Annotated in this window: 20 protein-coding genes; 12 read left to right on the forward strand and 8 right to left on the reverse strand. The window is 35.4% G+C overall.

All coding sequences use genetic code 11. The features are described 5' to 3' along the window. Nucleotides 1–7 precede the first annotated feature (7 nt). The 4 genes from JNL75_10205 (at nt 8) to JNL75_10220 (ending at nt 3,030) form a co-directional block, all read left to right on the forward strand. Nucleotides 8–1,045 carry a hypothetical protein gene (locus tag JNL75_10205; GenBank protein MBL7790187.1) on the forward strand — a complete coding sequence of 346 codons (1,038 nt, stop codon included), beginning with the start codon at nt 8–10 and terminating at the stop codon, nt 1,043–1,045. Nucleotides 1,046–1,099: 54 nt separating this feature from the next. Further along, nucleotides 1,100–1,804 carry a DUF4919 domain-containing protein gene (locus tag JNL75_10210; protein MBL7790188.1) on the forward strand — a complete coding sequence of 235 codons (705 nt, stop codon included), beginning with the start codon at nt 1,100–1,102 and terminating at the stop codon, nt 1,802–1,804. A gap of 27 nt (nt 1,805–1,831) precedes the next feature. Beyond that, nucleotides 1,832–2,026 carry a hypothetical protein gene (locus tag JNL75_10215; GenBank protein MBL7790189.1) on the forward strand — a complete coding sequence of 65 codons (195 nt, stop codon included), beginning with the start codon at nt 1,832–1,834 and terminating at the stop codon, nt 2,024–2,026. Nucleotides 2,027–2,097: 71 nt separating this feature from the next. Then, nucleotides 2,098–3,030 carry a hypothetical protein gene (locus JNL75_10220; protein MBL7790190.1) on the forward strand — a complete coding sequence of 311 codons (933 nt, stop codon included), beginning with the start codon at nt 2,098–2,100 and terminating at the stop codon, nt 3,028–3,030. A gap of 197 nt (nt 3,031–3,227) precedes the next feature. On the opposite strand, the gene JNL75_10225 is transcribed toward JNL75_10220, so the two are convergent. From JNL75_10225 to JNL75_10235, 3 genes are all read right to left on the reverse strand, one after another. Continuing rightward, on the reverse strand, nt 3,228–5,510 hold the full coding sequence (locus JNL75_10225) for a hypothetical protein (GenBank protein ID MBL7790191.1): 2,283 nt from the start codon (nt 5,508–5,510) through the stop codon (nt 3,228–3,230). A 627-nt stretch (nt 5,511–6,137) separates the two neighbouring features. Next, on the reverse strand, nt 6,138–7,109 hold the full coding sequence (locus JNL75_10230; protein ID MBL7790192.1) for a HaeIII family restriction endonuclease: 972 nt from the start codon (nt 7,107–7,109) through the stop codon (nt 6,138–6,140). Further along, the gene (locus tag JNL75_10235; protein MBL7790193.1) at nt 7,109–8,200 is read right to left on the reverse strand and encodes a DNA cytosine methyltransferase; all 1,092 of its coding nucleotides are present in this window, start codon (nt 8,198–8,200) and stop codon (nt 7,109–7,111) included. The genes JNL75_10230 and JNL75_10235 overlap by 1 nt, the downstream gene beginning before the upstream one ends. 248 nt (nt 8,201–8,448) lie before the next feature. Between JNL75_10235 and JNL75_10240 the strand changes: the two genes are divergently transcribed. The 3 genes from JNL75_10240 (at nt 8,449) to JNL75_10250 (ending at nt 11,328) form a co-directional block, all read left to right on the forward strand. Next, entirely contained in the window at nt 8,449–9,288 is an 840-nt protein-coding gene (locus JNL75_10240) for a hypothetical protein (protein ID MBL7790194.1), read from the forward strand. A gap of 172 nt (nt 9,289–9,460) precedes the next feature. After that, the gene (locus JNL75_10245; GenBank protein ID MBL7790195.1) at nt 9,461–10,216 is read left to right on the forward strand and encodes a hypothetical protein; all 756 of its coding nucleotides are present in this window, start codon (nt 9,461–9,463) and stop codon (nt 10,214–10,216) included. A gap of 239 nt (nt 10,217–10,455) precedes the next feature. After that, nucleotides 10,456–11,328 carry an aldo/keto reductase gene (locus tag JNL75_10250; GenBank protein MBL7790196.1) on the forward strand — a complete coding sequence of 291 codons (873 nt, stop codon included), beginning with the start codon at nt 10,456–10,458 and terminating at the stop codon, nt 11,326–11,328. 154 nt (nt 11,329–11,482) lie between these two features. Here the strand turns inward: JNL75_10250 and JNL75_10255 are convergent, their stop codons facing one another. Beyond that, nucleotides 11,483–12,754, reverse strand: a complete 1,272-nt coding sequence (locus tag JNL75_10255) for a vanadium-dependent haloperoxidase (protein ID MBL7790197.1) — start codon at nt 12,752–12,754, stop codon at nt 11,483–11,485. A 43-nt stretch (nt 12,755–12,797) separates the two neighbouring features. Between JNL75_10255 and JNL75_10260 the strand changes: the two genes are divergently transcribed. The 3 genes from JNL75_10260 (at nt 12,798) to JNL75_10270 (ending at nt 17,718) form a co-directional block, all read left to right on the forward strand. Next, entirely contained in the window at nt 12,798–16,094 is a 3,297-nt protein-coding gene (locus JNL75_10260; protein ID MBL7790198.1) for a VCBS repeat-containing protein, read from the forward strand. A 2-nt stretch (nt 16,095–16,096) separates the two neighbouring features. After that, entirely contained in the window at nt 16,097–16,504 is a 408-nt protein-coding gene (locus JNL75_10265; protein ID MBL7790199.1) for a 6-carboxytetrahydropterin synthase, read from the forward strand. 116 nt (nt 16,505–16,620) lie between these two features. Next, complete coding sequence (locus JNL75_10270; GenBank protein MBL7790200.1) at nt 16,621–17,718, forward strand: fibronectin type III domain-containing protein; 1,098 nt, start codon at nt 16,621–16,623, stop codon at nt 17,716–17,718. 5 nt (nt 17,719–17,723) lie between these two features. Here the strand turns inward: JNL75_10270 and rlmD are convergent, their stop codons facing one another. The 3 genes from rlmD to JNL75_10285 form a co-directional block, all read right to left on the reverse strand. Further along, nucleotides 17,724–19,121: a 23S rRNA (uracil(1939)-C(5))-methyltransferase RlmD gene (gene rlmD, locus JNL75_10275; protein ID MBL7790201.1), complete on the reverse strand. Its 1,398-nt coding sequence runs from the start codon at nt 19,119–19,121 to the stop codon at nt 17,724–17,726. Between the two features lie 425 nt (nt 19,122–19,546). Further along, complete coding sequence (locus JNL75_10280; protein ID MBL7790202.1) at nt 19,547–20,512, reverse strand: c-type cytochrome; 966 nt, start codon at nt 20,510–20,512, stop codon at nt 19,547–19,549. 9 nt (nt 20,513–20,521) lie between these two features. After that, nucleotides 20,522–21,271: a hypothetical protein gene (locus JNL75_10285; GenBank protein ID MBL7790203.1), complete on the reverse strand. Its 750-nt coding sequence runs from the start codon at nt 21,269–21,271 to the stop codon at nt 20,522–20,524. A gap of 65 nt (nt 21,272–21,336) precedes the next feature. Between JNL75_10285 and JNL75_10290 the strand changes: the two genes are divergently transcribed. Next, complete coding sequence (locus JNL75_10290) at nt 21,337–21,915, forward strand: DUF3109 family protein (GenBank protein MBL7790204.1); 579 nt, start codon at nt 21,337–21,339, stop codon at nt 21,913–21,915. Next, nucleotides 21,912–22,796 (forward strand): OmpA family protein, encoded by an 885-nt coding sequence (locus tag JNL75_10295; GenBank protein MBL7790205.1) that lies wholly within the window; start codon nt 21,912–21,914, stop codon nt 22,794–22,796. The genes JNL75_10290 and JNL75_10295 overlap by 4 nt, the downstream gene beginning before the upstream one ends. Before the next feature lie 26 nt (nt 22,797–22,822). On the opposite strand, the gene JNL75_10300 is transcribed toward JNL75_10295, so the two are convergent. Then, nucleotides 22,823–25,717, reverse strand: a complete 2,895-nt coding sequence (locus JNL75_10300) for a PKD domain-containing protein (protein MBL7790206.1) — start codon at nt 25,715–25,717, stop codon at nt 22,823–22,825. Nucleotides 25,718–25,741: the final 24 nt, after the last annotated feature.

Genomic DNA, 25,741 nt, shown 5'->3' on the forward strand with positions numbered 1-25,741 from the left:
TTTTATCATGTTAAAATTTACACGATTTACATTTATTATCTTCGCAGTGACACTTATGAATATATCTCATGCTTTGGGTCAGGGTAGTGCCGTAGAACACATGAAAACTATTTCTGAAATACTAGAAAAATCCAAAGATGAGACCTTTTCCTACCTCAAAGCCATTACAAAGGGACGTAGTGCTAGAAAAATAGAAAACAAAAGACAAAATCTTTTGACACAAATAAGATCAGAAATAGGTCAAATAAGGGGTTTAGGCAGTTATAATGGGGATAATAGTCTCAAAGAAGGATGTCTCGTTTATTTAAATATACAAAAAACCATTTTAGCTGAGGATTATGAAAAAATTATTAATCTAGAAGAAATCGCTGAAAAATCCTATGATGATTTAGAGTTGTATCTCAATTTGCAGGAAAAAGTCAATGAAAAACTACAAGCTGCCTCTGATAGTTTTGATATCGTTTACAAAGAGTTTGCAGCTAAATATGAAATTACTTTAATCGATGGAGAAGTGGATAAAAAGAGTAAGAGAATTAAAAAAATGTCAGAAACCTTGGATTATTACCACGAGGCTCTTCTCCTTCAGCTCAAATGCGCCTATCAAGAAAGAAAAATTGTAGAGGCATTAGATAAAGGAGATGTCAATGCAGCGCAACAAGGACTAAGCGTTTTAACGACTATAGCCGATGAGAATCTTGTGAAGCTTGACGCTTTACAACCCTATGAAGGTGATTTTAGCCTGATAGGAGCTACTAGAAAGTTAATTAATTTTTTCAAGCGAGAGGCCGAAGGTGATTTTACCAAAATGCTAGATTATCATATTACAAAGGAAAATTTTGAAACTGTCAAAAAGAACTTTGATGCTAAATCAAAAAGTGAACGCGACCAAGAAGCTATCGATGAATACAATAAAGCTGTAAATGATATGAATGCCGCAGTAAAGACATTCAACGAATTAATCAATAGAGTCAATAAAGAGCGTGCCAACCAAAATAAAGCCTGGGAAGACGTTGCGAATGAGTTTAATCAGAATCATTCGAAGTGATAATATATTGATTGACGAATTCAATGATGATCTAACTCGACAATAATACGCTCTATGAACTCAAAGCTTTTATTTCTAACTTTTAGTTTGACAACTTTTTTTTTCTCTGGATACTCTCAAAAACTCCAGGCTCCTAATTATATTGAAATAGAAAAAAACTGTAACCATCCAAATTCATACTACCATTTTGATAAATTATTTAAAAAGTATCAAGATGGAGATTCTATGATGAATTTAGAAGAAAAGAGACATTTGTATTATGGTTTTCAATTCACAGATAAATATTCTCCATATGGTAGCGGTAAATTTAGCGACAGCTTAAGAAAACTTTTTGATCAGGAAGGCTTTACAGATGAGCACGCGATTCTAGCTATTCGATACTGTGATTCCATATTAGACAATAATCCCTTTGATTTCAAGACCTTAAATACTGCCATTAATCTTTATAACAAGCAAGGTAATTTTGAGAAAAAAGCTCTTACTCGAACTAAGCTAAATATTTTACTGGATGCCATTTTAAGTTCAGGAGATGGTTTGACAGATAGCACTGCTATTTATGTTATAGCTGTCCCTCATGAATATTTTATTATAAAAGTTTTAGGATTAAAACCAGGTGGCATGCAAAGACTGATTGGAAAGAATGACTACATCAAACTTGAAGAAAATAATGATAATATAGCAGGATTATATTTTGATGTTACAGCCTCATTCGGTTCTTTGTCCAGAATGTTCGGCGATAAAAAGAAAAAAAAGAAATAATAGAAAGATTCAATTAAATTATTACCAATGAAACCAATCACAAAAAAAACAATAAAAATATCTTTAATCTCTGGACTTAGCTATGCATGCTTGAATACTGGTATAGATTATTTGAGAGAGATGGAAATTAGTTGGTCAAAATTTGTTATTTCTGGATTAGTTTTTGGATTTTTTAGTGCTATTTTAACTTGGTATAACCATAGAAAAATTGATTCTCAGTAGCCATTAGTAAACCTTTAAACTTAACTTAATTAATTTTTTATACTGTTGAATAAACGTTTTAATAATATAGAGTGAATTTTAGTAAAAAAACTTGGGCATTAATTCTGACAACTGCAATATTAGCTTCAGCTATTACAATTTTCCAGACTGAATATTGGGGGAGTTATGGATTTGTAACTTTTTTATTTGTTCCCTTATTGATAGGTTTAATTCCGATTTATTTTCTAGATGAAAATGAACCTATAAGAAAAAGTCAAGTTGTTATAATTGGGCTAACTACGCTTAGTATTTTTTCTATAATACTTGTTTTAATAGGAATTGAAGGAATGATTTGTATTGCAATGGCTGCCCCAATCGGAACGATAATTACTTTGTTTGGAAGTTTTATAGCATACATTTTACGCAAGAATAGAAAAAAAGAAAAAGGATTAACTACTACACTTATAATGCTAACAACTTTGTCATTATTTTCATATGTAGACAAAAATTCAACACTAAGTCTAAATGAGGCAAAAACATCTATAGTAGTCGAAGCTAACATAAACACAGTTTGGAATAACGTTATAACATTTCCTAAGCTATCCGAACCTAAAGAATATCTTTTCAAAGCAGGTATTTCATACCCTATTGAAGCAACAATTGCAGGAAAAGGGAAAGGGGCAATTCGATATTGCAAGTTTAACACAGGTGACTTTATAGAACCTATTACTGAGTGGAACGAACCAAATCTCTTAGCTTTTAATGTTGATCAACAACCTTTACCTATGAAAGAACTAAGCATGTATGATATTGACGCACCTCATTTACATGATTATTTCCTATCTAAAAAAGGTCAGTTTAAATTAACTAAACTCTCGAATAACAGAACTCTTTTAGAGGGAACAACTTGGTATACGCATAATATAAGACCAGAATTTTATTGGAAACTTTGGAGCAACTATATTATTCACAGAATACACTTAAGAGTCCTTGAAAATATAAAAAGCAATTCCGAAAAAAACTAGACAAGATAGCCTGAAAAAATTTATACCGTAAACGTATTAGTAATAGTCCAATGACGCATGGCTCATTGCACTAAACAAATACAGCTACGGCATTTACCATAGCAAGGTTTTAAAATGGGTTGGACCATTTTAACACCGCTATTGGTATTACACAAAAAAGCCCCACATTTCTGTGGGGCTCAAAAAAAATATAAAGTTTATTCTTGATTTGTGCTCGATTGAGAATAATTCTTCCCTGTCAATTTTTCCAAGAGTAGAACTCCCATCATATTTTCCAAATTGCCTCCACCAGCACCACCGCCACTGATAAGCGTTTCAGGAATGAGCTTCATTTGGTTTTGAGCTATTTGCTCTATGATTTTGAGCTGACCGAAGTTATCCTTGCCCATAGCATCCACTTGTAGTTTGTAAGATTCTGCTGTGGACTTACCTTTTTCGAGGATTATACCAGCTTCTGCGAAACCTGTTTTCTGAATAGCCTCTGCATCCGCACTAGCTTTAAACTTAATTCCTTCTGCGTTGGCAGCTGCTTGTAGTTTGACTGCTTCTGCTTCACCTTCTGCTTTACGTATGGCAGCATCTGCTAGGTTTTTCGATATATCCACACCTCTTTCAGACTCTACCACTTGCTTTTGCATGTCGGCCTGTGCAGTAGCATTTTCGAGTCGCTTACGCTCTTCTTGTGCTTCCATTTGGGTTTTAAAGGTGGCTTTTTCTTGCGTTGCGATTTGTCTATCCGTCACTGTTTTGGTCAGTTCTACAGGCAGTACCACATCGGCTATCATGGTATCCTTGCTTTCAATATGATGAATCTTCAATACGTTTTGAATATGCTCCTTCGCCCTTTGCTGAATCTCCGAACGCTTGGTATAGAGCTCCAAGGCTTGTACTGCCTGCGCTGCATTCCTAAAGTGTGAACTAATGGCTGGCTCCAATACCTGTGAAATCATATTGTCTACCGAACCTAGGTTTGCGACTACCTTAGGTGCATCGGCCATGGCTATATGAATAATCACGCGAACATCCATATTGACATTAAAGGCATCTGCAGTACGAAGGGTAATGGTTTTCAAATTGGCATCAAAGCGATGTGCACTGGATTCATCATTAGCCCAGCTCAGTAATATCTGTGTGGTAGGGACAATATCTACCTTGCAAATTTCTAAGTTGAGGGCATGTTTACCCGGACCCAAAGGATCTCTCCATATGCCTCGCAATCCATTTTCTACGATCTTGGCATTTACATTGATATCAGAAGTATCCGTTCCTTCTTCACCTACGAAGTTAGTTACTACAGCACATTCACCTATTTGTACCTCTACCATTTTTTGCTTTTTTACCTGAGCAAACCATGGATTGATAGCATAAGCACCGGCGCGCAATACGGGAATCTGAAGACCTTTTTGACCACCATTTTTTAAGAAAGCATCGGTATCTTGGAAATTTTGATGTATTCCCAGTTCTACTTCATCAGCGGCTATCTTACTAGGATCTGAAATTGGTTTACCTTCCAGAATTGTCACGATACCTACTTCATCCGATTCAATTTTTGTCCATGGCATAGGTTCACTGATTTTGAACAGATTGGTATTGATACGATAGGTACCTGGCATCAAGTGTTGAATTTGGCGACCTTTCTGACCTCCATTTTGAATAAACACTTCGCCTTTTTCAAAATTAGAATGACCTTCTACCTTATCTGCTAATAATCGTCCATCTGGGAGCTGAGTTCCATCCATAGCCGTCACGAGGCAGATATGTCCACCGGGCACTACGGTAGCTTTTTTGACCTCTACGAGAAATAAGTCCGTATTGATACGATACATACCCGGGGTGAGAATCGCTATTTGCGGACCTTTCTGACCACCGTTTTTGAGAAATTGTTCTCCATTTTGATAAAGATTACAGTCCACTGGATTTGCAAAAATTCTACCCACTTCCATAGGCTCACCTGCTATAGCTTCTACCATGGCTATTTCATCATCTCCTACCGATACCGCATTGACTACTTTTACATTGAACAAGTGTGGATTGATTCTATGTTCGCCCGGAGGAATGATACTCACCTGAGGCCCTTTCTGACCACCATTGATAAGAAATTTTTCTCCATCTTGATAGAAATCAGAATCCACCGATGTAGCCATAAACTGCCCTTGAGGAATAGGACGACCTGTGATAGCATAGACGATACCCACTTGATTATTTTTTATCACCAAATATTTATGCTTAGTAGGTTTAAAAATAAAGGGAATTAGAAAATGTAATCCTGGTCCCAAAATACGAGCCTGCACACCTACCTCGCCAGCGAGTGCTACGGTACGCCCATCGGGCATTTCCTTGCCTATCCATCTGCGCTCGAGGGTGGCGAGTTCGTCACCGCCTACATTGACGATAGAATGGTACAAAACAAAAAGAACTAAAAATACTACGATTAGAATAGCTAATGTAGAGCCTGAAAATAAGAATGCTAGTATTCCCATGTTAGAAAAAATTTAATTGGTTAATAAAAAAGATTGGCAAAATGTTTTATACCGACGATACATACTAAAAAGACGAATATAAAATTTCGTATCCTATGTATGTCGGCATTAAACCACAATATTTTTTGCCTAAATTTGATTTGTAAATGGTTTTACCTGAGTAACAGACCCTAAGTGTAAATCTTAAGAGGTAAAAATGTCTGTCGAATGTTCATAGCATGTAACAATTCGAATGCTAAAAATTAGGTTTTCTTGATGACGTTAAATTTAATGAAAAGATTAACATAAGGTGATTTTGAAAAGTTCGAACAGTATGTACGAATTTACTAAATTTAACACCTTTAGCTTTATTTTATCATATATAGTTCGTAGTACAAAACAAAGGAGTATTTAATACAACTTAAATAGCTAATCACCAAGAATATACACAAAATGCGAAAGTATCAATTATAAATATATACACAAAATATGAAAGCGGTAAAATTTCTCTTTTTAGGATTTTATTTATTCATTATCTTTATCTTAAAATTAAAAACTTAAAATATACCGAAATTAGAACTTTCGTATATTTGTCAATTGTATGCAAGCCTATTGACTACCACACTCCGACAAACAGGCAGACAAAAACTAACCGATAAACAGCTGATTTGTGAAAAGAGAATGTGGAGCGGACACCAAATTAATATCAAACTTTAATGACGGCTCAATTCGGGAACTTGCATTGTGAATACGAAAAGAAATTTGCCAACCTTCATTCAAAGTGACCAACAAAGTTGTTTTCGAATTTTCTTGATAGACGACTTCAATTAAGCGACTTGGTAATTTCAGCTTTGGAACTTTTGCTTTTGGCTTGATATTTTCAAAAGGCAAATTCAAAGTTCCGTGTAAATTATATGCCTGAATTTCGACTTTATTACTGCCTTTTATGACTTTGTAGAAGTCTTGGTTTCCAATTAGATATTCAATCAATTTTTCTGCAACAACACCAGTATTTTCAGCATCAAGACGCAACAACTCTTTTTTAAATGCATTTAAAATCGGGACATAAACAGACGTATGATAATCTCCTAATGTATCCCATTTTTGAGTTGCCTTACTAGCGATTCTTAGCTTCGCTAAATTATCAAATACTGGCTTGACTTCATTGAAATATTCAACCGAACAAGGAAAGCCCAACCACTTTTTACCAAAATCAATATCATTTGACAATCGAGAATGTTTAACGGCTCTATGATTATTTTTAGCAGAAATTCCAATCTCCCATTTCTGTAATGACCTAATCGCTAAAACATCACGAACATCGCCAGTTTGACCCACTTTATCAGACACGATTTCAAGTTGTAAAATATCTTTATCACTTATTCCATTTGATAACCGCGGCTCAATATCAAGTAAAAAATTGACAGCAAAACTTGCTATCAAACTGTAATGACTTCTATCCTTTTCGCTAAAACTTAAAAAACATTTCAATGCAGTTTTGTAAGGGTCATTTTCAACAACCAAAACGGTTGTAAAGGCTTTCAGCCGTTCTAAAAACTCTTTCAATAACGCATATTCAAAGGCTTTTCCATTTATAGTTTGACTTGCAACTTTTGCCATTATGCTGTAATACTATTTACTATTTTATTCATTTTTTCACGGACAAGATTTCCATTAAGAGCATTTGCAAAACCATTAACAGCAATCTTTTTAGACGGCTTTATACTTTTTAAGTCGTCAAGAATTTTTCGTCCCAAAACTTCAGCCATCTTAACTGGGACAGCATTCCCAATCATTTTATAACCAGCTACTACACTATTATAATGAAAAACAAAATCATCTGGAAAAGTTTGTATTCTGGCACATTCACGAACACTTAACCTTCTATATAAACTTTCTTTTCCCTTTACAAACTCTCGAATATTTTGCTCAATAAATTTCATTTTTGGGGCTTGTGGGTGTAAAGGAGCGTGGCGACCACCTGCTTGAATTGTAAAAGAAACTTCATCCCAAGACCTAACTCTATTTCTTGACATAAAAATAGACGAGAAACCACCAATCATATATTCGTGATTTGCGACTTTACATTTATTTCCATTGGAATAATTACCTTCCTTTGCCGGCAAGACGTTATCTTTCAAATCGCTGATGACTTTATCAAGTGTTACTTTATTCCCAAGTGTTGTAGGTTTTGGAAACTCGAATTTTATTCCCAAGTCTTTTCTATAGCCAATAAAGAAAACACGTTTTCTATCTTGTGGGACACCATAATCCGAAACATTCAGTAACTCAAACGACAAATCATAACCAATGTCAGTAAACATTTGCTTTATGTTCGACAACGCTTCTTTGTGTGCAGGCAACAACATTCCCGACACATTTTCAGCCAAGAAAAATTTCGGTTTTTTATCCGCAAGTATTCGCATAAACTCATAAAACAACTGACCCCTTTTATCAGCTATTCCACGTTTTGAACCTGCTTCTGACCAACTTTGACAAGGCGGACCCCCAATTATACCATCGCAATCAGGAACTTCACTTGACGGAATATCAACAATACTTCTTCTATCTAAGACAGTTTTTATATGGTTTTTCTCAAACGTCTCCCAAATTTCTTTATCGTATTCGTTTGCCCAAACGACATCAAAGCCAGCATTTTTAAAGCCTAAATCTAGACCGCCAGCACCTGCAAAAAATGAGACTATTTTCATTTACAATTAACTTAAAGTTATGTTGACAAATTTAATTTATTTTGGCTAAATTTCGACCAGTAAAAATGAATAATTATCAACGGACGACAGAAAGGAGACCAGCTTATAACTGACAGTTTCGTGAAAGTGTGGGTGACGGAGTTCAAAAAATATGCATTATGGTTATGAAAGTTTGTATATTTGAGTAAAATTCAGTTTGGTTATGCCACACCTTCACGAAGCATGCCGGACGATAGCTGAGATTTATTATGAAACAGCAGACCTTCAAATTAGTATTTATTTTATTCCCATTTTTTCTAGGTTGTGGTAATGAAAAACCAAATTCCGAAAACGAGGAATCAATAAAAGCGATACAAACAGAAATTCCTCTGAGTGTAAAAGAAATGATTACTGAACCCGAAATTTTAAATTCAAATCTTGCAAAAGTTTTTAACCCAGACAGTATTGTAGGAGAAGAACAAATGATTAAAAGAAGTGTCCTTGGTTTTATAGGAAGTAACTTCCAAAGATTTGAAATTCATTTTACGTCGTTTGAAAAATCAAAAACAGACAACAGAACGTATTTTTTAAAAGGTAAAACAAGAGTAAAGAATAATATTTGTAATTTTACCGGTGAGTTGAAAATTTCAAACATTGAAATTGGCAAAGATTCCATTCGTCTTTTAGATGAAATGGAATACTCAAAAAATCACACACTAATTACAATTACTTCAAAAATCATAATTAAAGAAAGTCCGAATGAAAAACATAGTGGTTACATTGAAGGAACTTTATCTACAAGCGCGTTTGCTGACTCAACGAACGAAATTCATTATAACTCATTAGAATTCTTTTCTGATGGCTTCATCAACAATGCTTTTGAAGGCAAGTGGATTAAGTATAACTCAACCGAAACGAAAATCTGCAATTGGGGAGATTTTAGGATTCCAAAATCTGGTGATCTAGATATTGGGGCAGGTGAATTTAGCATAAATGATAAGTATCTTAAAAACGGATGGGAAACATACCGATTACAATTCTATGTAGAGCCAAATAGTAAAGAAATGATAAATGCCCAGATAAGAGAAAATGATAAATGGTGGGAATAAAAAAACCTCAGATAACTGGCAGTTTGAAAAAATGCTTGGTGCAGTTTTTTATCGAAGTGTCTGAATTCTAATTATATTTGTATTTAAGCGAAAAGTCGTGCTTCCAAAAACACACTTCTTCAAGCTGCCGAAACGCTTTATCTACAAGCATTTGTGTAACCCCGAAAAAACTATGAATAAACTAAAATCTCCAAAATATTTAAGTCTATCTATCGCTCTAATTGGAGTAGTAATTTTATGCTACTCTTTAACTCTTGATTTTTATACAGACCAAAAAGCTAAAGAAAAACTTGACTCAAGTGCAGAACTATCTACTGATGAAAACGTTTGGAAAGAAAAGTATTACAAAGAAGTAGCAAAACTAGAAACAAGCAAAAGAAAATTAATGGATATTGGAAGTGGTCTTACAATGTTTGGTTTATCATTACTTATATTCTTTATGCTTAAAAAGTCCGAAAGCATTAGCGATCTAAAATTCATACTAACGTTCTCAAAACTAAAAACTTTCATTCTTGCAAATCTAGTATGGAGTTTAATGCTTCCAGGAACATATTTCTACTATTATTTTCGCGGTATGAGAAATGATTATCCTTGGTTTGTAGACAGTATTGGCATTCCGATTATGTACCAAACAACAAGTATATTGATGGCATTTATTCCACTCAACATTGTCTTATTCATTTCACTTTACAAAACCATACTGCCAACAAATTTGTTTAAAGAACTAACAGCAAAAAGCATATCAGAAAAAGTGTGGGAAGGCTTTTGGGCTTTATTACTCTTCATAAACATTATAGCATTGATAAGTTTCATTGCCGATGGAGACCATATTTCTATTCCGATAAACTTATTCTTTACATATATAATTCTAACATTAAGAGCAGGTAAAAAAAATTACTTTCAAATAAACAACAATGCCTGTAGATAACTGCTGGTTTGAAGAAAGTCGGGCGGTGTGCTTCAAATAAAATCATGTCTTTATGTGAAACTTTATATTTTTGAATAATCGTTATCTATGTGCTTATTTTTGAGGTAATATAAGTTTTTAGACGAACTAAAAACCTAAGAACATAAAACTTGTAATTATGCAAGTTAAAAGCACCCAGATTAATAAGTGCCTTAAGATTCGTAAGTACAATTATCAATTAAAATTTTTAATATAAAAGCATGGGAACTCCTCCTTTTTCTAAACTTGTAGCTGGCACCATGTCATGGGGCAGCTGGGGAAAAAACTTAAACTCAAATCAGATGATTCAGCTCATGAATTGCTGTTTGGAAAATGAGATAACTACATTTGATCATGCGGATATTTACGGCGGCTATACCACAGAGGCTTCATTTGGAAAGGCATTAAGTGAAAGTAATATCGACCGATCTAAGATTCAACTTATTTCAAAGTGCGGTATTCAACTAGAATCCAATGAAAGAGGAAACAAAGTCAAACACTACAATTATTCTAAGCAATACATTATTTGGTCTGTAGAACAATCCCTTAAAAACCTTGAAACGGACTATCTCGATTTGCTTTTATTACATCGTCCTAGTCCTTTGATGCTTGCAGATGAAATTGCAGAAGCTATTGAAGAACTTAGAAAAGATGGAAAAATATTGGATTTTGGCGTTTCTAATTTTACACCGTTTCAATCAGATTTGATAGAGACGAAAATAAAAATAAGTTATAATCAAATTCGATTTTCTCTCACTCACTTCGAAGCAATGTTAGACGGAAGTATAGATCATATGCAAGTTCACAATATAAGACCCATGGCGTGGTCACCAATGGGGAATATTTTCAAAAATGAAGATGAGAAAGCGAAAAGAGCAAGCAAAAAAGCAAAAGAACTTTCTATAAAATATGATGTACCGATAGAAGTTTTACTTCTAGCTTGGATTTTAAAACATCCTGCTCGAATATTGCCAGTTTTTGGTACGACCGACCACATGAGAATTAGTCAATTGATGAAAGCAACGACTTTAAAATTAGAGGAACAAGATTGGTTCACTTTATGGTCAGAAAGTGCAGGAGTTAGAGTTCCATAATCTATAGACTAACCATAAAGAAGTTGATATTAGTTGCTATTAAAGGCTAGTATGCATCTATATAGTTGACAAGTTGAGGCGGTATATCAAGACTACGAAATGTAAATACCGAAATAGAGTGATTGAAACTGACTACCGACTACTAATAACTAAATCACTTCATCGCTTTCCATGTCTGTTCTCCTATAATTTTTCCCATGCGTTCGCCTTCACGCAGAGCTGTATGGATGTGTATGCCTCCGTAGAAACGTGAAATGGAAGCTTCCTTAGCTGCTTGTCGGAAATTAAGAAAGCTACGCGGTTTCATGCCCAGCATTTTTTGAGAGTTATCGGTAAATTTTCCAACCTTAGGTATACATAAATCTAAAACGGTAGCTACCGCACCTGATACCGTGCTATGTCCGCTCGTGTATTCTGGAAAAGGTGGAGTCTCTATGAGCGGTTTAAAGTCTGGGTCTATCAGGCGATGGATGTAGGTCTCTGGTCGAATGGTATTCAACTTATACTTGACATTCCAGCAATTGATAAAAGCGTCATAGGCAGCTACACATACGCGGGTATAAATAATCGATGACTGTTCATTTGTCATTTTTTTTTTCTGTAGTATCTGACCTGTCAGTTTTAGCCAATGTCCCAATGGAGAAGGCTTTTTCTCTACATACATCGTATGACCCTTGCTATGGGTTGTGGCAGGATTATCATCCCAGTAGAGGGCTATTTCTTTCTCTTTATCAGTTAAGGTTTTCCACTTTTGATAGACAGAGTCCATGAGTAGATAACATCTCGATTTTTTATCTTCGCTGTAATAATCATGTTGGCGAAAAGCTATAAATGAATCTTTAGGCAATACGACCTGTCTAATCATATACCAATTGGGTTCTAAGCCATTTTTGTACTCAGGAGGGGTCTGCTGCCATGCACCAGCACTATCTGATAAGACGTAACGCTGCAACGTACGGGTATAGCCATAATTATCTCCTTTGCTCCATTCTATGACATGGGTGGCTACTTTCTCTCCATATGCTATTGAATTTTTTACCAATTCTTGATCTTGTCTCTTGCCCCATCGAGTCTGGCGTTCACTTATAAAAGCATTTAAAAAATCTTCTGTATAGATATAGCTTATGCCAGTCTTGACAAAGGCGACTGTAGCTGCAATGTCATAATCAATCTTCTGGATAGGAGCCTCTATTGCAGGCATATGGGAAAATTTAGAAAATGATTTTATATCTTTATTCCTTTTAGCATAAACCTCATAAGCGGCAGCATTGGCATTGAGGTGAATTCTACTAGCTACAGGCGGAGAGAACAAGTCTTCCATAATCGTTTTTATCAGCACCTCATTGCACTCTACCATGGTATTCTGTGCTCTCGCATGCAGACTAAGCAGAAATAGAAAAAAGAAATAACATAATTTACTGCGCATAAACTAATTTTGTAAATTGATTAATAACACAAAGATAGTAGGAATGAATAAATTCTCTTCAATAAAATACTTTTTTATCTTATTTTTTGTTCCGTTTTTCTCTTATGGGCAATTGTTTACGCTCATGCCTAAGGAATCTACAGGAATAGACTTTGCGAATCACCTCGTGGAATCTCGCTACCTTAATATATTCACTTACGAGTATTTATTTAATGGTGCTGGAACTTGTATAGGTGACATCAATAATGATGGACTCAATGATATTTTCTTTGCAGGCAATATGATGGCTAACAAGCTCTATCTCAATAAAGGCAATTTAAAATTTGAGGATATCAGTAAATCCGCATCTATTGATAAAGGGGATGGTTTTAATACCGGTGCCTGCATGATGGACGTGAATGGCGATGGCTGGCTCGATATTTATGTTTGTAAATCTGCAATAGCGGATCCTAAATACCGAACTCATAACTTATATATCAATAATAAAAATAATACTTTTACTGACCGTATTACTGAAATGGGACTTGCTGATAGTTCTTATAGCACCATGTCCTATTTTGCCGATTTTGACAATGACGGCGATTTAGATTTATTCCTTCTTAATCACCCTTCTGCTATGGGTGAAGCTAAGAAAATTGTACTGACCTATGACAAAGATGGGAAGTTAGTGACGAAAAAACCGGAGACCTATCAATTCATATCTGATAGATTTTTTGTCAATGAAAATGGCAAGTTTGTAGATAAGTCCGAACAAGCAGGGATTCAAGATAATTTTTTCGGGTTGAGTGCAGTCATAGCTGATTTCAATTACGATGGTTTTTTTGATATCTTCGTAGCCAATGACTATACGGGCTATGACAGACTTTTTATCAATAATAAAAACAATACATTTACAGATTCAGGTGAACACTATCTCCCTCACATCAGTTATAATTCAATGGGGTCAGATTTTGCAGATATGGATAATGATGGGCTCGATGACTTGCTAGTTGTAGATATGCTTCCAGAAGAAAACTATAGACAAAAGCAGTTTAGACAAACGATGGAGTATGACCAATATGCTAAACTCATAAAGCACAACTACCGTTCACAATTCGTAAAAAATGTATATCAGAAGCGCATACCCAATAAGCGATTTGCAGATATAGCACACACGGTAGGTCTCGCAAATACAGACTGGAGCTGGGCACCCTTAATGGCTGATTTTGACAATAATGGACACAAAGATTTGTATATTTCCAATGGTTATTACCATGATTTTACGGATCAGGATTTTATGAAATTCAAACTAGATTCCATAAAAAAAGAAGCTTTGAAAGAAGATAATTTGGAAAAAGTAAGAAATCTATTGGCCAATGTACCAACAGTAAGGGTCAATAATTACTTTTTTTCAAATGAGGGCAACCTCAATCTCGTTCGCAATCCTAAAGGAACAGGGCTGGAATACCCATCTGTTAGTAATAGTGCCGCCTATGGTGACTTAGATAATGATGGTGATTTAGAAATCGTGGTGAGTAATATCAATCAAGAATGTTTTGTGTTCAGAAATAATTTAATGGAAAATAAAGGTGGTAACTTTATTCGAGTGAAATTAAATTCAAAAAAATCACCCAACTCAATTTATCATGCACGAATATTTGCTGAAACCCCTGATGGTAACAAGCAATATTATCGCCACTACCCGATACGCGGATTTATGGGAAGCCATGAACACTTTACCCATATAGGGATAGGGAAAAATACAGAAGCTAAAATCAAGGTAGAATTTCTCAATAAGAAAACTTATTTAGAAATTCAAGCTAAAGCCAATGAAGTTCTCAATATCGACATTGATGAGGCGCAGTATCTACCTATTCCACCTGCTGCTCCGCTGCAGTATAACTTTGTAGACAAAACCGCTAGTTCAAAAATAGAACACCTCTGTAGGGATAATGATTATATTGATTACAAACTAGAACCTCTAATTCCACGCAAATACTCCTATGAAGGCCCGACCATTTCTGTAGGGGACATCAATGGAGATAAATTAGAAGATTTTTTTGTAGGTGGTGCCAAAGATATTCTGGGAGGATTTTTTATTCAAAATACAGATGGGACATTTATAAAGCGCTCTTATGAATCCTTCGTAAAAGATAAAATTTATGAAGACTGCGGTTCCGCATTTCTAGATTTTGACAAAGATGGCGATTTGGATATTATCGTCACCTCCGGTGGAAATGACTTTCCGAATGAACCTAAAAAGTATCCGGTGAGGCTATATGTTAATAAAGACAATAATTTTATAAGGGCAGACAGCACTATATTTCCAAATATCTATACCAGCTCAAAAGCTATAGCTATTGAGGATTACAACAAAGATGGTTTCCCAGATGTATTTATTGGAGGCATGATTGTTCCTGGTCATTATGGTCGCAAACCTATGAGCTATTTATTAAATAATATCAATGGGAAATTTGCGATAGATGAATTTTCTAAAAAGAATGAAAAGCTACAGATGATCAATGATGCCAAATGGATAGACATTGACCGCGATGGGAATAAAGACCTCCTTGTGGTGGGCGAATGGACGGCACCTATGGTCTATAGAAATATCAATGGGCGACTTGAAAATCAAAACCTATCCCTTGGCAATTTTAGAGGTTGGTGGCGATCGATCACTCTCGCTGATATGAATGGCGATGGCATAGAAGATATCATATTAGGCAATTATGGTACCAATAGCCGATATAAAGGTGATAATAATTATCCTCTGACTGCATTAGTCCATGATTTTGACAAAAATGGTTCTACGGATGTAGTCTTATCCACCTATATTGATGGAGTAAGCAGACCGATCATGATTCGTGACAATGTTCTGGACCAAATGCCATTTCTTAAGAAGCGATTCAATCGCTATGAAAAATATTCAAAAGCGACGACAAATGATCTTTTCACTCCAGAAGAAGTCAAGGGTGCAGATACATTGATTGCCAATTTCATGAGTAGTATGATTATTTTTAATCTACCAAACGGAAAATTCAATGCGAAAGTTCTACCATTAGAAGCCCAAGCTTTTCCTATGAATGCAGTTATTCCTTTTGATATCAATAAAGATGGGAAAATGGATTTATTACTAGGAGGCAATGACTACAATATTGAAATAGAGACTGGTCGACTCGATGCAGGTCAGGGAGTCATACTGGAATCTAATGCAAGCGGAAACTATGTTGTAAATCATAGCAACAATTTCAATCTCTGGGGAGACGTTAAAGTAGTTAAACCTATAACTGTAAAAGGAGAATCAATGCTTCTCATCGGAAGAAATAGCGAACCCCTTCAACTACTTAAAATACCAAAATAACAATGCGTTCTTCGATTACACGTAGAGAAATATTCAATGCCGCTCATCGGCTATTCCGTCCAGAACTATCCGATGAAGAGAATATCAAAATTTTCGGAAAATGTGCCTACCCAAACTATCACGGGCATAATTATGAGCTCCATGTTACCTTGACCGGAGAGATAGACCCCTACACAGGTTTTGTTTATGACATAGCTGATTTGAAGAAAATAATCAAGGAAGAGGTGACCGAACCATTTGATCATCGCAATCTCAATCTCGATACTCCTGATTTTCAAAATCTCAACCCTACAGTAGAGAATATTTGTCTGGTGATTTATAATAAAATTAGACCACGAATAGACCATAAATACGACCTTAAGGTCAAAGTATATGAAACTATTCGAAATTATTCAGAATATCCAGCCTAGAATTAATCTATGGTAATCTCTTTTTTAACTCTTCATCTTCATTAAAAATTCTAATTTTTATTGTCAAGACCTTATATTTGCTATGTTAATTTTTTCTAATTCAAAATTATACGCGTATGAAATTTAATAAATTACACATTATTTACTTTTTTTTTGTTGTTACAGCTTACTTTACTTTAATATCAAAGAAAGACGGAATTTCAAATGTAAGTTCTACCGGATGTGGTGGTACAGGTTGTCATGGGTCTACCGCCAATAGTGCTACAACCATATCCATGGACTTTGATGGCAATTCTAGTCTGACATCGTACACTCCTGGCAAAAAATATGCAGTAGTATTAGAGGTTGCTAATTCTAATCTCATCGGAGTAGGCACTGCCAAGGCTGGATTTGACCTAAATTTTTCTGCTGGTACCTTATCAGCTACCCCATCAGGCACTATGCTCATGACACGAGAATTACATCATACTACCCCCAAAGCTATGACTAATGGGTCCGCCACCTTCTCTTTTGACTGGACTGCACCGGCAGCAGGTTCAGGAACAGTAACTATCAATATCGCTGCTAATGGTGTAAATGGCACCGGAGATGCGAATGGAGATGCATGGAATATAAAAACCATTCCCCTAACAGAGTTTATTGCTCCCAAAAAAGCGAATATCTCTACTATAGCATCTTCCGCTATCACTACTACAACTGCCACTATCTCAGCACAAATCAATGCAAATGGCAATGCAACCAGTGCTGAAGTACAATATGGGACTACCACTGCATATGGCGCCACTAAGGCTATGACCCCCGCTAGTATAACAGGATCTGCTAACACTGCTGCTACAGCTGCTCTTACAGGCTTGACACCAAACACAACCTATAATTATAGAATTAAAGCAACAAACACGGCTGGAGATTCCCTTTCCGCAAACAGTACGTTTAAAACTAATAGTGCTGGTGCTGCAATTCTCAATAATTCAGGCGGCACGATTAATCTATACCCTAATCCAAGTTCTGATTATGCTATCATATCAGGCGATGCTTTAAATCAAGCAAAAGAAATAATTGCAGTTAATATGTCTGGCATGAGATTTTCACTACCAATCGTATACGCAAAGTCTGACCAAATCAAAATAAATACGAGCGGACTCAGCAAAGGAAAGTATTTCATACAAATACCATCTGGCGATAAAACAAGCAATCTACCATTGCTTATAGACTAATTTTTTTATTTTTTCTCCAATAATACGATACACTCAATGTGTATCGTATGGGGAAACATATCTACAGGTTGAACTAGTTTTATTCGATAATTTTCTGTTAAGACCTTTAAATCATTCGCCATGGTTTGGGGGTTGCAGCTGACATAAACTATTTTAGGGCAGCCAGAATTGGTTAGTTCATTGACCACATCAGGATGCATTCCTGCACGTGGAGGATCTGTAATAATGACATCTGGACTTCCTATCTTGGATATAAACTCAGACTTAAATATATCCTTGATATCGGCAGCATAGTAATCACAATTTTCCATGCCATTAATTTTGGCATTCATTCGTGCATCTACTATGGCCTCTTCTACGAGTTCGATTCCTACTATCTTTTTAGCTTTTTCAGCAAGATAGATGCCAATACTTCCTACTCCACAATATAAATCATAAATCACTTGCCCCTCTTTGATTTCTGCCAATTCTCCTACTAATTCATATAATTGAATGCATTGCTCCGTATTGGTTTGAAAAAATGATTTTGGCGTAATTCTAAACTTCTTTTCCTTGAGGTATTCAAATATAAAATCTTGACCATGATATACATGAAAGTCGAGATCATAAATTGTGTTATTTGATTTTTTATTGATTGTATATTGCAAAGAGATAATTTCAGGGAACTTCTGCTTAATAGCTTCTAATAGCTTCATAAAATTATCTTCCATTTCATACACCTGTATACATATCATCCACTCATTCTTCACATTATTTCGTACTAAAATATTTCGAAGACAACCTTTCTTCTGCATGATATCGTAGAAGGAGAGCTCTAATTGAAATGCTTGGTCTCGGATAAAATTTCTAATTTCGTTGTTTAATTCGGGCATATGAAAACATTCATGAATATCCAGAACCTTATCAAACATTCCTACCAGATGAAATCCAATTCCATTCCTATTGAAGGTGATATCAGAGTGCAACTCTTCATTGGTAAGCCATCGTCTATTGCTGACGGCATAGTCAAGTTTATTCCGATAATGCTCCGTTTTTTCACAGCCTAAGATGGGTAAAATATTCAGACTTTTAAACCCACCAATGCGCTCCAGTGCATTGATAACCACGCCTTGTTTCCACTGAAGCTGTGTAGCATAGTCTACATGCTGAGTTTTACAACCACCGCATTGCTCATAATGCTTACAATATGGCTTCATGCGACTTTTCGAAGGGGTTATTACATTTAAAATTTTACCAGTCTCAAAATTTTTATGACTTTTCTTGACTTGAATTTTTACAATATCTCCCGTCACTCCTCCTTCTACAAATATTACTTTGCCATCTAGTTTTACTATACCTTTTCCTTCAGAAGATATGTCTTCCACTGTAACATTTTCTAGTTCATAAAATTTAGTCTTAGCCAAATCAGTTATTTTTATTTCGACGCCAAAAGTACAAAGATAATTGAGTAAATTTTTTTTTATTAATTCCCTCTATGATAAGTCCCCAATAATATCATTCTTACTTTAGGGCTTGCTGAATAACGTCAAAACAGTTGAATGATATAGATTTATAAAGTAATACCGTAAGCGTATTAGTAATAGTCCAATGTCGCATGGCTCATTGCACTAAACAAATACAGATACGGCATTTACCATAGCAAGGTTTTAAAATGGGTTGGAACATTTTAAAACTGCTATTGGCATAAGTATGCATTTTAACCCAAAAATATTTGACTACTCAGAAACACACCAACTACTTCGCCATCTGCACCTCGCAGTATTATTATACAGCGTCGGCTTGATGGCTCGTATTTGGCGCATTTCTGAGTTATTCAGCAAGCCCTACTTTACCTCAAATACTTCACATCTGTCAAAGTTTGCAGAAATGCTGAGATTTCCTTAATTTCTTCCTCCGTTATTATACTGGGAGGTTTATAATCATAGGTCTGACGTTTTTGTGAAACATGATAACGAATTGCATCTTCTAAATCATCAATTCGTCCATCATGAAAATAGGGAGCAGTGATAGCTATATTTCGAAGTGTTGGTGTTTTGAATCGTCCTCGATCAATAGGAATCAAAGTATTAGCAAATACTCCTAGCCTACCCTTAATAGAATCTTCTAAGCCAAGATTATAATGCTCCGAGTCGGTAAATAATGGGGAAGTATGACATTTCTGGCATTTCCCTTTGCCAAAAAATAACCGCATTCCATTCTTTTCCGTTTGTGATAGAATACTAGAGTCTTTACTAGCAAGAAAACGATCGAATCTCGAATGAAATGCTATAAGTGATTTCATATAGGCTGCCAATGCCCAGGTGATGGTTCTCCTGTTGAGGGGGCGTCCATATGTATTCATTGAAAGCTTTTGATATTCTGTAATATATCTAAATTTTTCTTCTAGCTCTATAAAACTTGTATTCATCTCATTCGTATCCAAGAGGGGTATGATAGGTTGTATCTCGATACTATGTGAACCTCGGTCAAACATAAACGAGTTCAGAAATCCAACATTTAACAAGGTAGATGAATTGTGTTTCGAGAATCTACCCTCGAATCCCTGACTAATTTTCTTTCCATCGGTAAATGCCAGTTCAGGCAAATGGCAGGTCGCACAAGAAACTTTATTATTCTTTGAAAGACGAGTATCAAAGAACAATTTTTCACCTAGCTCTATAGTTTCTTTCCTTACTGTATCAAAAAAAGTTCTATTTTTTTGTGGGAAATAGCTAGGATAGGTAATGAAAGGTTTTTTATCCTGACAAGAATTAATGAAAATAAAAACTAAAGAATATACAAGATGAACTCTCACGAACAGAGTTTACTCTAGACTAAAAGCCTTAGAGAAATTGAGTGCTACCTTATCTGTCAGTGGTCCATCTGAAGCATCGCCATGAGCTTGAGTTTCGCTATTTTTATAGTCTACATTAGATCCAACTGTAGGATAAAATATTTTCTCAATATTTAAATGCAATCCATAGGTCTTAGGATTATTGACATCTAAAACAATGCTCACTGGCAGATTAGCCTGATACTTATAAGTCAAACCTGTATGGAAAGAATAAGGTATCACGTTTCCTGCATTAGTTTTTATATTTCCTTCTATAACAACAAACCTATACTTAGACCCCATAGTCCAATACATATTTTTCCATGAACTTAAAGGATGAGCCTCTGGATAGTTATTCGGATCGAGACTATTTGTCAAATCTCCCAACCCACACAAAAATGTAATAGTATCAATATTAGTAGGAAGAGACGCGCTTTTAAACACTAACTTATTCGAAACATTCTTTGTCGAAAATAAAAACACGGTATCGAGTTTTGCAGATTTCCCAGTTTTGTCTTTAAATCCGATACCCTGCATATAAAAATCGAGTCTACTTATTAAAATAGAGTCACCATTTTTTAAATGAAAATATTGATTGACCTTTGCTTGAGTTCCATTAATTTGGGGTTTTACCTCCATACTAATCTCCTGAGCTGTTCCTGAATTATTAGGCGCTGGATCCTTAGAAGTACATGAAACAAGGAAACCTAGGATAGCAGTAAAAAAAACGAAAAGTCTCATACTATAAGTTTTAATAATACAAAGGTAGTAAATAATCAACTACATTTGTTCTTAAAAAGAATAAAATGCTGGTCGTAGATAATCTGCTCGTGAGTGAAGAAGTATTCGAAAAACAATTTGTCTGTAATTTATCGAAATGCAAGGGAGCATGCTGTGTAGCTGGAGATTCAGGTGCGCCACTGACTAAAGAAGAAGTTAAAACTTTAGAATTAGAATATGAAAATTACAAAGATTATATAACCGAAGAAGGCAAAGCGAGTATTGCTAAAAATGGCTTTACTGAATTTGACCCAGAGGACAAAAAGAACAAAACAGTACTGATAAAAAGTGGTCCGTGTGCCTATATCAATTATGAAAAAAATGGGACTGCTATTTGTGGGATTGAAAAAGCTTATCTTGAAGGAAAAACAAAGTTTCGCAAACCGATATCTTGTCATCTTTATCCAATTCGAGTATCTAGCATAGGTGAACTCACTGCGGCGAATTATGAAGAATGGGATATCTGTTCGGATGCATGCACGCTGGGTCAAGAGCTCAAAATGCCTGTCTATAAATTTCTCAAAGACCCTTTAATCAGAGCCTATGGAGAAGATACTTATGCGACACTTGATAGCTATTATCAGCAAAACTATAATCAAAAATGAAAAAGCAATTACTACTAGCATTGTTTATATCTCTTAGCTCAGCGGTTTCTAGCCAGAGCAAGATAGATTATCCCATATACTTTGCATATAAAGTGGCAGAAATGGATACTACAGAAGAGAAAAGATTGGGGTTTTTCTTGAAAAATTTCGATTCATTTACGATTGATAGTCTTAGTATTCGAGCCTATTGCGACGACCGAGGCCGCAAAAAAATCAACGATACACTTTCTCAGAATAGAGCCAATTATATATTGCAATTTGTTAAGTCCAAAGTACCTTACCCTATTGCAAATACAACTAGTGGCTTAGGAAGTCTTGGCTTAATAGGACAACAACAAATAGATAGTCAGCGCAGCCTCAATAGACGTGCCGAGTTGGAATTATTTTACAGCATGAAAAAGAGTAAAAACCTAGCTAAGGGTAAAGCACTTGCAAAACCAAAGCAAGACTCTTTATTGAACAAGTTGCCGCTTTCAAGTCCTGTCAATTCAGAGCCTACCATTCAAGATTTTTTAAAGTCAGCCAAGAAAGGAGAAACTGTGGATTTAAAGATATATTTTGAAGGCTCGAGTAGTGTCATACTAAAGGCTTCTGCCCCTGAAATGGTCAATCTACTAAACTATATGAAAGCAAATCCTGGTCGAAAAATTAAAATCACTGGTCATATCTATGATGAAAAAGCTCCAACGGATAAAGATGCCTACGACCTATTCGTCAAGGATAAAAACCTGTCTACCAACAGAGCCAAAAAAATATTTACCTACCTTACTAATAATGGCATAGAAGAGAGCCGTGTAAGCTTCGAAGGCATGGCGGCGAAATATCCTCGTGGAGGTAGCCCAGAAGAGGATAGGCGAGTGGAGATAGAGGTTATAGAGTAGTCTCAATTATATAAATGGCATTCATGTTATCTCAAAAGTAAAAAGTGTCCTTCCCCGCTTGCTCTAGTTCCATTTGCATGAATCTTTGCTTCATAGGTATAGAAATAAGTTTCCGAATTTTGAGCCTCGCCTTTATAATATCCATCCCAACCTTCTTCCTGATTATTTGAAAAATAGAGCAAGGTACCTTGACGATTATAGATTTTGAAGCTAATCAATTCTTTGATTGCATATCCCCGAATATATAACCTATCATTGTTCCCATCTCCATTAGGAGTAAAAGCTCTTGGCACGTCTATAGTGCAAGAGTTGTGCAATTTAAAGCTATCCTTATACACCTCACATGGGTACTGAATAGTATAGAAAAAATTTTCAGGAAAGTTTATCATTCGTTTACTTCCAAGGTAGTTATCCCTCCATATATAATTTACCGCTAGACTATCTGATATATCTACTAGAAACGAATCTGCACATCGAATAAAATATGAATCTTTTAGTTTAATAGGATTGGGTTTTGAATGCGCTCTTACCCACTTAGATGAAGAATCTATACAGCCATTATCATTGCGAACGATTAGGGAGATTTTTTTGGTCTCATCGCCAGTCAAAGTATATAGTAAGGTACTATCCTTTCCTACAATCGAGTCATTCAATGTCCATAGATAACTTGCTGACCTAGCGGGCGTCTTATAGTTTATAACAGGCTTTAATAAATTTGAAACACCTTTACAAAACTTTTCAAAGGGAAGTCTAATTTCAGGAAGCGGATATGCTTGTGGCATTTTCACTACCGTATCTGAGCAGCCAAAACTATCAAATACAATTAGTTTGACAGGATATGTTTTTGTATCTTTAAATTTATAGCTTAAATGAAAACTAGTGTATATTTCTGTTCCGATTTCCCACTTATATTTTAGTGGAGTTGTTAACCATGTTTGACATGTATTTATAAAATGATAAGTATCATTGATACATTTATCTTCATATAAAAAGTCAGACCTCAAATAATTTAAATAAATTCGAAAACTGTCAATGTGTTCTTCACATGGATAGGTAATAGTTACCTTATACCATCCCCGTTCATTTAGGTACCTAACAGAATCCCTTACGCCGTCATGCCATTTGTACTTAATGGCATATGGATCACCTATGCCGCAAAGTAAGGTCTCATTGCACTTGACAAAATAGGAATCTAAAAGCAGAGGCGGGATTGGTTTAGGATAAGTCTTTAATTGGACTTTTTTTTCAAATTGACAACCCTTATCTGTAACAATAAATAATTTTACATTTAGTAAAGTATCTCTTATCATGCGATAGGTAAATTTTGATCCATTTACCTCATTATTGAAAGCAATCCATTTACTCGAATATATACTATCTGGGTAATCAATATAAACATTAGCCTGAATGGTTTTTTCTTCGCCTAAACAAAACCAAATGATGGAATCTTTAATCATTGGTCTTTGAAATATTGTGATTTGAAAATTTGTATCATCCACACAATATTTGCTATCTGTAGCTATTAAGGACACTTTATAATTTCCGCTTTTTAGGTAGACATGCTTTGGGTACTGCTGTGTGGAAGATTGTCCATCGCCAAAATTCCACTGCCATTTTTGTGTAACTCCATAGTAACTTGTGGTCAAGTCAGTAAATGACACTGGGGAATCTGGACAAGCATTATGACCTGTAAACAAAACGCGAAATTTAGGGAATACCCTAACATATCTCGATGTAGAATCTTTGCATGTATCACCTGTTATTCTTACCTTATAAGCCCATAGTCTTACAAGAAATACTCCTGTATCCGAATAGGTATGTGAAGGTTCAATTTCTTTAGAGGTATTCAAAAGCCCTGAAGCGGGATCTCCAAAATCCCATCTATAATGGGTACTATTCGAACTAGTATTTTTAAATTTCACTAAAAAGGTATCACAAAAGTTATACATATAGGCTGCCATTCCTGTATTGGGGTCCATGGTTCCCGGGAGAAAAGGCATATCTGCTTTAGGAATATCACAGTTGACTACGTTAAACTGAAAATCTCTATTCAATGTATCGATGGGAAGGCCATTTCTGTATTCAACAACGATAACCGATACAACAAAGCGTCCGTTTATATTTGGTCTGCAACTCATAAACCCAGTATTCGAATCTATACTTAAAGCTGGATTACCACCTAAAACATTAGATAGCGAATAGCTTGACTGCCAGCGGACTCCTTTCACAGGGACTAACGATTGATTGGAAGAAAGGGGTTCCATAGCTGTTAACCCGTCTAATGGTGTGGTCAGAAAATAGCGCAAACTATCTCCATCGCTATCGGTAGCTCCATGATCAAAATAAAATGATTGATCTCTACAGATAAATATAGGTGGGAATTTTTTGAAAACTGGAGAATTATTAGCGTAGGCTACAATAGGTGGTATAAAACATTTAATAGTGAATCCAGGCATAGTATTGTCATCGCCCTCGATTGGCTTTATATTGAGAATTGCATCATTTCTACAACACCTCTGATGGATAATGGTGTACCCAATATCATTTCGCGGAAGGTCAATCTCTGTTTCATAAACTCCTTCTTCAACACAACTATTATTCGGTTGAAGACAACTATGGACAATAACTGAGTTTAAAGTCCTCTTTGATTTAAGACTTATAGAGCGAAATTCTGCAGGAAAAGTATTTATTGTCTCTGTACCTTGAAATATTCCAAAATAAAATTTATTGTCAGGATTATTGATGTAGTCTCCATCAAATCGAGTGGTGCTGCTGCAATCTCTATAAATTAAAAAAGTTAATCTGTATTTAGTTCCCCCTAAATAATTATACTGAATTTCTCCTCCTACAATATGAGAAGCCTGAGCGTGAAAAATAATCAGAGTGAAAGTCGAGAACAAGATACAGTTAATTCCACACATATTTCATTTAGCATTTGATACAAA

The organism is Chitinophagales bacterium (assembly GCA_016787225.1).
Classification (GTDB): Bacteria; Bacteroidota; Bacteroidia; order Chitinophagales; family JADJOU01; genus CHPMRC01.

Excerpts from the sequence above, each read along its gene's own strand:
- JNL75_10205 (MBL7790187.1), top strand. The coding sequence starts at position 8 with ATGTTAAAATTTACACGATTTACATTTATTATCTTCGCAGTGACACTT.
- JNL75_10210 (MBL7790188.1), top strand. The coding sequence starts at position 1,100 with ATGAACTCAAAGCTTTTATTTCTAACTTTTAGTTTGACAACTTTTTTT.
- JNL75_10215 (MBL7790189.1), top strand. The coding sequence starts at position 1,832 with ATGAAACCAATCACAAAAAAAACAATAAAAATATCTTTAATCTCTGGA.
- JNL75_10225 (MBL7790191.1), bottom strand. The coding sequence starts at position 5,510 with ATGGGAATACTAGCATTCTTATTTTCAGGCTCTACATTAGCTATTCTA.
- JNL75_10230 (MBL7790192.1), bottom strand. The coding sequence starts at position 7,109 with ATGGCAAAAGTTGCAAGTCAAACTATAAATGGAAAAGCCTTTGAATAT.
- JNL75_10235 (MBL7790193.1), bottom strand. The coding sequence starts at position 8,200 with ATGAAAATAGTCTCATTTTTTGCAGGTGCTGGCGGTCTAGATTTAGGC.
- JNL75_10240 (MBL7790194.1), top strand. The coding sequence starts at position 8,449 with ATGAAACAGCAGACCTTCAAATTAGTATTTATTTTATTCCCATTTTTT.
- JNL75_10245 (MBL7790195.1), top strand. The coding sequence starts at position 9,461 with ATGAATAAACTAAAATCTCCAAAATATTTAAGTCTATCTATCGCTCTA.
- JNL75_10250 (MBL7790196.1), top strand. The coding sequence starts at position 10,456 with ATGGGAACTCCTCCTTTTTCTAAACTTGTAGCTGGCACCATGTCATGG.
- JNL75_10255 (MBL7790197.1), bottom strand. The coding sequence starts at position 12,754 with ATGCGCAGTAAATTATGTTATTTCTTTTTTCTATTTCTGCTTAGTCTG.
- JNL75_10260 (MBL7790198.1), top strand. The coding sequence starts at position 12,798 with ATGAATAAATTCTCTTCAATAAAATACTTTTTTATCTTATTTTTTGTT.
- JNL75_10265 (MBL7790199.1), top strand. The coding sequence starts at position 16,097 with ATGCGTTCTTCGATTACACGTAGAGAAATATTCAATGCCGCTCATCGG.
- JNL75_10270 (MBL7790200.1), top strand. The coding sequence starts at position 16,621 with ATGAAATTTAATAAATTACACATTATTTACTTTTTTTTTGTTGTTACA.
- JNL75_10285 (MBL7790203.1), bottom strand. The coding sequence starts at position 21,271 with ATGAGACTTTTCGTTTTTTTTACTGCTATCCTAGGTTTCCTTGTTTCA.
- JNL75_10290 (MBL7790204.1), top strand. The coding sequence starts at position 21,337 with ATGCTGGTCGTAGATAATCTGCTCGTGAGTGAAGAAGTATTCGAAAAA.
- JNL75_10295 (MBL7790205.1), top strand. The coding sequence starts at position 21,912 with ATGAAAAAGCAATTACTACTAGCATTGTTTATATCTCTTAGCTCAGCG.
- JNL75_10300 (MBL7790206.1), bottom strand. The coding sequence starts at position 25,717 with ATGTGTGGAATTAACTGTATCTTGTTCTCGACTTTCACTCTGATTATT.